At 68.7% G+C, this 7,245-nt stretch carries 6 protein-coding genes and 1 pseudogene; all 7 read right to left on the bottom strand.

Annotation, left to right across the window (positions count from 1 at the left end; all coding sequences use genetic code 11):
• Positions 1-59: 59 nt before the first annotated feature.
• Positions 60-749, bottom strand: coding sequence for an HAD-IIIA family hydrolase (locus PK606_RS15630; RefSeq protein WP_324565270.1), 690 nt, complete (start codon positions 747-749; stop codon positions 60-62).
• Positions 750-763: 14 nt separating this feature from the next.
• Positions 764-2,851, bottom strand: coding sequence for a transketolase (gene tkt / locus PK606_RS15635; protein WP_324565271.1), 2,088 nt, complete (start codon positions 2,849-2,851; stop codon positions 764-766).
• A gap of 135 nt (positions 2,852-2,986) precedes the next feature.
• Positions 2,987-3,865, bottom strand: a complete 879-nt coding sequence (locus tag PK606_RS15640) for a phosphoribulokinase (protein ID WP_324565273.1) — start codon at positions 3,863-3,865, stop codon at positions 2,987-2,989.
• Between the two features lie 76 nt (positions 3,866-3,941).
• A complete protein-coding gene (locus tag PK606_RS15645) occupies positions 3,942-5,099 on the bottom strand; it encodes a class 1 fructose-bisphosphatase (RefSeq protein WP_324565275.1) in 1,158 nt (385 codons plus the stop codon).
• Positions 5,100-5,205: 106 nt separating this feature from the next.
• On the bottom strand, positions 5,206-6,015 hold the full coding sequence (locus PK606_RS15650) for an HAD-IA family hydrolase (RefSeq protein ID WP_324565277.1): 810 nt from the start codon (positions 6,013-6,015) through the stop codon (positions 5,206-5,208).
• Positions 6,012-6,983, bottom strand: a complete 972-nt coding sequence (cbbX, locus tag PK606_RS15655; RefSeq protein ID WP_324565279.1) for a CbbX protein — start codon at positions 6,981-6,983, stop codon at positions 6,012-6,014. The genes PK606_RS15650 and cbbX overlap by 4 nt, the downstream gene beginning before the upstream one ends.
• 75 nt (positions 6,984-7,058) lie before the next feature.
• Positions 7,059-7,245: pseudogene (locus PK606_RS15660) on the bottom strand (ribulose bisphosphate carboxylase small subunit); the annotation flags it as partial.

Raw genomic sequence — 7,245 nt, forward strand, 5'->3', positions numbered from 1 at the left:
GAAATACCATGCGCCCGATGCGACCGAAGCCGTTGATGCCGATCTTGATGCTCATGATTTCAGGAAGAAGAGGAAGAACTCGCGGTATCCGTGATGGACGCCAGGCTGGGGATGGTGCGATCGGGCGCACAGGCCTCGATCGGCTGGCCCATGTTGTAGCCATAGGGCAGCAGCCAGACGGCCACGCCGGCACGCCGCGCGGTGGCCGCGTCGATACTGGAGTCGCCAACGAACAGCGTGCGCCCGGGCGGCACGGCAAAGGCGCGCATGCAGTCCTCGATGCCGCGCGGATCAGGCTTCTTGGCAGGCAGCGTGTCGCCGCTGACGACGCGGTCGAAACAGGTGTTCAGCCCATGCTGGCTCAGCACCCGCTGCGTATAGCGCGATTCCTTGTTCGTCACCACGGCCAGGCGGACGCCGTGCTCGCGCAACTCGTACAGGGTCTCGCGCACCGACGGATACAGCCGGCCGCGCGTGCCGCAGCGCCGCGCATAGTGGTCATCGAAGGCCTGGCCGATGGCGAACAGCCGCGGCATCGCGCGCACGGCCTGCACCTCCACGCCGCTGGCATACGCCAGCGCCTGCACCAGCAGCTCATGGGTGCCGTGGCCGATCCAGCGCTCGACCTGGCTCTGCTCGACGCCGGGTAGGTCGAACTGCTCAAGCGTGTCGTTGACGGCGTCCAGGATCTCGGGTGCCGTTTCGACCAGCGTGCCGTCGAGGTCGAAGCAGATCAGTCGGTAGTGCATCGCCCGATCCCTCCTCAGCCGATGGCCGGCTCGGCCATGACGTCGTCGGACCGGATCGGCCGGGCGGCATGCACTAGCGCTCGCACCGCAGCGGCCGCTGCGGCGGCCGTGATGCCGAAATGCTGGTACAGGTCCTTGGCCGGTGCCGATTCGCCGAAGCTGGCGATGCCGATCACCGCGCCGCTTCGGCCGACGTACTTGCGCCAGAAGTCCGGGTGCGCCGCCTCGATCGCCACCGCCGGCAGCTGCGGCGGCAGCACCGCGTCCTGGTAGGCCGCATCCTGGCAGTCGAAGCGGCTGGTGCAGGGCATCGACACCACGCGCGTGGCGATGCCCTCGGCGGCCAGCGTGGCCTGCGCCTGCATGGCCAGCGCGAGTTCGGAACCCGTGGCCAGCAGCACCGCCTGCGCGCCGGCCAGGTCCGACAGCACGTAGCCGCCGCGCCGGATGCTGGCGACCGATGCCTTGTCACCGGTCAGGTTGGGCAGGTTCTGGCGCGACAGCGCCAGCGCGCTGGGGCCATCGCAGCGCTCGATGGCACAGGCCCAGGCGACTGCGGTTTCCAGCCCGTCGGCAGGCCGCCAGACATCCAGCCCCGGAATCAGCCGCAGGCTGGGCACGTGCTCGACGCTCTGATGCGTGGGGCCATCCTCGCCCAGGCCAATCGAGTCGTGGGTGAAGACGTGGATCACGCGCTGGCGCATCAGCGCCGCCATGCGCACCGCGTTGCGGCTGTAGTCGCTGAAGGTCAGGAAGGTGCCGCCGTAGGGGATGTAGCCGCCATGCAGGGCCATGCCGTTCATCAGCGCCGCCATGCCGAACTCGCGCACGCCATAGCTCAGGTGCCGGCCGGGGCGATCACGGCCGGCGCTGGCGCAGCCCTTGAAGCGGGTCAGGTTGGAGCCGGTCAGGTCGGCCGAGCCGCCGAACAGCTCGGGCAGCAGCGGCCCCAGCGCATCGAGCGCGTTCTGGCTCGCCTTGCGCGTGGCCACCGGCGCGTCCTGCGCGGCGATGGCGGCGAGCAGCGCCGGCAGGCGGGCCTCGAAGTCATCGGGCAGCTCGCCGCTGATGCGGCGCTCGAACTCGGCCGCAAGTTCGGGAAAGGCCGTGCGGTAGGCCTCGAAGCGCTCGCGCCAGGCGCGCTCGGCGGCTTGTCCGCGGACGCGGGCGTCCCACGCCTCGGCCACATCCGCGGGAAGCTCGAACGGCGCATGCGGCCAGCCGAGTTGCGCCCGGGTTGCTTCGATTTCCGCAGCACCCAGCGGCGCGCCATGCACCTCGTGGCCGCCGGCCTTGCCGGGCGCGCCGTGGCCGATCACGGTACGGCAGCAGATCAGCGTCGGCTTGCCATCCGGCTGCGAAGCCTGTGCACGGGCGGCGCGCAGCGCGGCATCGACGGCCTCGGCGTCGTGGCCATCGACGGCGCGGATCACGTTCCAGCCATAGGCCTCGAAGCGCTGCGGCGTGTCGTCGGTGAACCAGCCCTCGACATGGCCGTCGATCGAGATGCCGTTGTCGTCATACAGCGCGATCAGCTTCGACAGCCGCAGCGTGCCGGCCAGCGAGCAGGCCTCGTGGCAGATGCCCTCCATCAAGCAGCCGTCGCCGACGAAGACGTAGCTGAAGTGGTCGACGATGGCGTGGCCGTCGCGGTTGAACTCGGCCGCCAGCAGCTTCTCGGCCAGCGCCATGCCGACGGCATTGGCCAGGCCCTGGCCGAGCGGGCCGGTGGTGGTCTCGACGCCCGGCGTGATGCCGACCTCGGGGTGGCCCGGCGTCTTCGAGCCCAGCTGGCGGAAGCGCTTCAACTCCGCCACGGCCAGGTCGTAGCCGGTCAGGTGCAGCAGCGCGTACAGCAGCATCGAGGCATGGCCGTTGCTGAGCACGAAGCGGTCGCGGTCGGCCCAGTGCGGGTTGGCGGGGTTGTGCTTCAGGTGCCGGTGCCACAGCACCTCGGCCATCTCGGCCATGCCCATGGGCGCGCCGGGGTGGCCGCTGTTGGCCAGCTCGACGGCATCGACGGCATCGACGGCCAGCATGCGGATGGCGTTGGCCATGCGGCGGGCAAGTTCGGGTTGCGGGGCGTTCACGTGAATCTCCATCGCGCCGTCGCGCGAAAAACGAAAACTCGGAAAGGGCGCGGAGCAGGCCATGCCAGTGGACGCGGTGCGGCGGGCCGGGCCCGGCCGGTGGCGTCGCCGCGCTCCTGCGGGCGCAGGGCAAGCGGCGTGAACCCCTCAGGCGGTGGCCTTCTTCTTTCTTTCCATCATTCGCCACACGAAGGGCGTGAAGATCAGCTGCATGGCCAGTTCCATCTTGCCCCCAGGCACCACGATGGTGTTGGCACGGCTCATCCAGGAGTCGTGGATCATGCCCAGCAGGTAGGGAAAGTCGATGCCCTTGGGGTTGGCGAAGCGGATCACCACCATGCTCTCGTCGGCGCTGGGAATGTCGCGCGCAATGAAGGGGTTGCTGGTGTCGACCACCGGCACGCGCTGGAAGTTGACGTGCGTGTGACCGAACTGCGGCACGATGTAGTGTACGTAGTCGGGCATGCGGCGCAGGATGGTGTCGGTCACCGCCTCGGCGCTGTAGCCGCGCTGGTGCTTGTCTCGCCACAGCTTCTGGATCCACTCCAGGTTGACCACCGGCACCACGCCGATGCGCAGGTCGACATGCCGGGCGATGTCGTGCTCGGGCGTGATGACGGCGCCGTGCAGGCCTTCGTAGAACAGCATGTCGGTGCGCTCGGGCAAGGGCTCCCAGGCCGTGAAGGTGCCCGGCTCCTGGCCGTAGGGCGCGGCCTCCTCGGCGTTGTGCAGGTACTTGCGCGCCCGGCCCTGACCGGTCTCGCCGTAGGTCCTGAACAGCGCCTCGAGCTCGCCGAACAGGTTGTTGTCGGGGCCGAAATGGCTGAAGTGCTTGTTGCCCTGCTGTTCCGCCTCGGCCAGGCGCCGCTTCATTTCCTGGCGGTCGTAGCGGTGGAAGCTGTCGCCCTCGATGACGGCGGCGCTGACGCCCTCACGCCGGAAGATGTTGGCGAAGGTGCGCGTCACCGTGGAGGTGCCGGCACCGGACGAACCAGTGATGGCAATGATGGGATGGCGTTCAGACATGCTGCGTTCGATGCTCTCGGGAAGGTTCTGGTTCAGGGATGGTTTCAGCTCTCGGCCGGCATCTGGGTGGCGCGGCTTACTTGAACAGCATCTCGTCGCGGAACAGGCTGCGCTCGCCGAACAGCGGGTGCACCGGCCCGTTCGGTTCGGCGGGCTCGGCGTGGTAGCGCTCGATGCGCTCGACCTCGTTCTTCGAGCCGAACACCACGCCGATGCGCTGGTGCAGCGACTCGGGCTGCACGCCGAGCATGGGTTCGCGGCCGGTGGACACGCGCCCGCCCGCCTGCTCGACGAGGAAGCCGATCGGATTGGCCTCGTACAGCAGCCGCAGGCGGCCCGGCCTGGCCGGATCCTTGCTGTCGCGCGGGTACATGAAGACACCGCCGCGCATCAGAATGCGGTGCGCCTCGGCCACCATGCTGGCGATCCAGCGCATGTTGAAGTCCTTATCGCGCGGACCGGTCCGGCCAGCCAGGCACTCATCGACGTAGCGCTTGACCGGCGCCTCCCAGAAGCGCGCGTTGGAGGCGTTGATGGCGAACTCGCGCGTATCCTCGGGCACCCGCAGGTCAGGGTGCGTCAGCATGAACTGGCCCAGGTTCGGGTCCAGCGTGAAACCGGCCACGCCGTTGCCGACACTCAGCATCAGCATCGTGGTCGGGCCATACAGCGCGTAGCCGGCCGCCAGCTGCTGGCAGCCGGGTTGCAGGAAATCGGCCTCGGTGACGTCGCGGCCGGAGTCGATCACGTCCTGCGGCGCGCGCAGCACGCTGAAGATGCTGCCGACGGTGACGTTGACGTCGATGTTGCTGGAGCCATCCAGCGGGTCGAACACCAGCAGGTACTTGCCGCGCTGCAGCGTCGGCGGAATCTGGTACGGCTGCTCCATCTCCTCGGACGCCATGCCGGCTAGCTGGCCGCCCCATTCCGTCATTTGGGTGAAGTACTCGTTGCTGATGACGTCGAGCTGCTTCTGCTCCTCGCCCTGCACGTTGACGCCGGTGGCCACTTCGGCCGCCGGGTTGCCCAGCATGCCACCCAGTTCGCCGAAGGCCACCGAGCGCGCGATCGCCTTGCAGGCCAGCGCGACGTCGAGCAGCAGCGCGTTGAAGTCACCGCTGGCCGAGGGAAAGCGGCGCCGCTGCTCGATCAGGTACTGGGTCAGCGTGAAGCGGCGGCGCTTGATCGGTTGGTGCGCAGCGGCGTGGCCGGGCAGTTCGTGGATGGCGTTCATGGGCGGGCTGCTGGAACGGGATGAAAAACGATGGTGGGGCGCACGCGGCAACATGGCCGGATCGCATCTGCGGGCCGAAGGCGCGGTACCTGATGCTGAGGCACGTTCATGCCTTCCCTCCGCCGGCGTCGGCATGCCAGGCTCGCAGCTGCGCCAGCGTCAGGCCCGCCAGATCGGGCAGCCGCCGCAGCGCACCGCTGAAGTCCTGATGGGCCGTGAAGCCGTTCGGCGTGACGATGGTCGCCAGGCCGGCGGCGCGTGCGGCCGCCAGGCCATTGGCCGAATCCTCGAACGCCAGGCAGGCCACCGCCGGCAGGCCCAGGCGCGCCAGCGTCTGCTGGTACACCATCGGGTCGGGCTTCTTGCGCGGCGCCGTCGAGGCGTCCTCGATCACGGTGAAGAAGTGCTGCCAGTCCGGTCCGATCGCCGCGCGCAGCAGCGCACCGATGTTGACCGGCGAGGTGGTGGTCGCGATCGCCAGCCGCAGGCCGTCGGCGTGCGCCGATTCGATCAGCTTGAGCACGCCGGGGCGCAGTTGCACGGCGCCTTCGCGCACCAGGCGCTCATAGTGCGCGGTCTTCAGCTCATGCAGCCGGTTGATGGTGTCATGCACGCCGCCGCCCAGGTCGGTCACGTCGGGATGCACCTGCCGCCAGTAGTGCAGCATGCGCTCCTTGCCCCCCGAGACTTCGAGCAGCCGCGTGTACAGCGGCAGGTCCCAGTGCCAGTCGAGGCCTTCCTGGGCGAAGGCCTGGTTGAACGCGGCCAGATGCGCGGCCTCGGTGTCGGCCAGTGTGCCGTCGACGTCGAAGATGAGTGCCTGCAAACGGGCCCCCACGCTTGCCGCTGCGCGGACTGCGCTGCCCCCCGAGGGGGCCGCACCTTGCTCGGGGCGGCCCGTCGCTGCGGTGATCATGAAGTGACTCCTTGCGTGAACACGCGGCTGGCCAGGATGTCCTCGGGTGCCAGGGTGCTCAAGTCGTCGGCCGTGAGCTGGCGCTCGCGGTCGGCGAACAGGCGGCTGGCCTGGCGCAGGCGCGCGCGGTCCAGCGCGTTGCGCACGCTGCGCGCGTTGGCGAAATGCGGCTGCGCGATGCGGCGATCCAGGTAGCCGGCAAAGGCCGCTTCCGCCCCGTCGCCGAAGCGGTAGTTCTGCGCCCCCAGCATCTTGTGGGCGATCTGCATCAGCTCGCCGGCGCTGTAGTCGGGGAAGTCGAGGTGGTGCGCGATGCGGCTGCTCAGGCCGGGGTTGGACTGGAAGAACGTGTCCATACGATCCTTGTACCCCGCCAGGATCACCACCAGGTCGTCGCGCTGGTTCTCCATCACCTGCAGCAGGATCTCGATCGCCTCCTGACCGTAGTCGCGCTCGTTCTCGGGGCGGTACAGGTAGTAGGCCTCGTCGATGAACAGCACGCCGCCCATCGCTTTCTTCAGCACTTCCTTCGTCTTCGGCGCGGTGTGGCCGATGTACTGGCCGACTAGGTCATCGCGCGTGACCGCCACCAGGTGCCCTTTGCGCACGTAGCCCAGGCGATGCAGGATCTCGGCCATGCGCAGCGCCACCGTGGTCTTGCCGGTGCCGGGGTTGCCGGTGAAGCTCATGTGCAGCGGCGGCGCCTGCGCGGTCAGCCCCAGATTGGCGCGCAGCTTGTCGATCACCAGCAGCGCGGCGATGTCGCGGATGCGTGTCTTGACCGGCGCCAGGCCGACCAGGTCGCGATCCAGTTCGGCCAGCACCTGCTCGACCTGCGACTCGGCCAGCACCTCGCCCACCGTGCGCGCCCGGGCGACGGCGAGCGGGGACGCTGCGGATGCGTCGGCGGGCGCTGCGTCCTCGGCTGGTGCAGCCACGCCGGGGATGCGGTACAGGGGGGCGTTCATGGTCGAATCAATCGCTCGATGCAAACAGGGTTTCGAAACTTCCTCTCCTGCGTGCGGGAGAGGAGGCAAGAACGCTCAATACCGCTCGGCCTCCGCCTTGTCCGTGGCGTAGCTGTGCACCGTGTAGCGCATGCTGCGACCCTGCACTTCCTGGCGCACCAGACCGAAGCCGGGTTCCTGCTTCGGCCGGTTGACGATGAAGCTCATGGCGATGCTTTCCACGCCGCGCGTGGAATCGAAGGCCATCAGGCGGATGTAGTGG

It is taken from the genome of Ottowia sp. (assembly GCF_035444425.1).
GTDB lineage: Bacteria > Pseudomonadota > Gammaproteobacteria > Burkholderiales > Burkholderiaceae_C > Ottowia.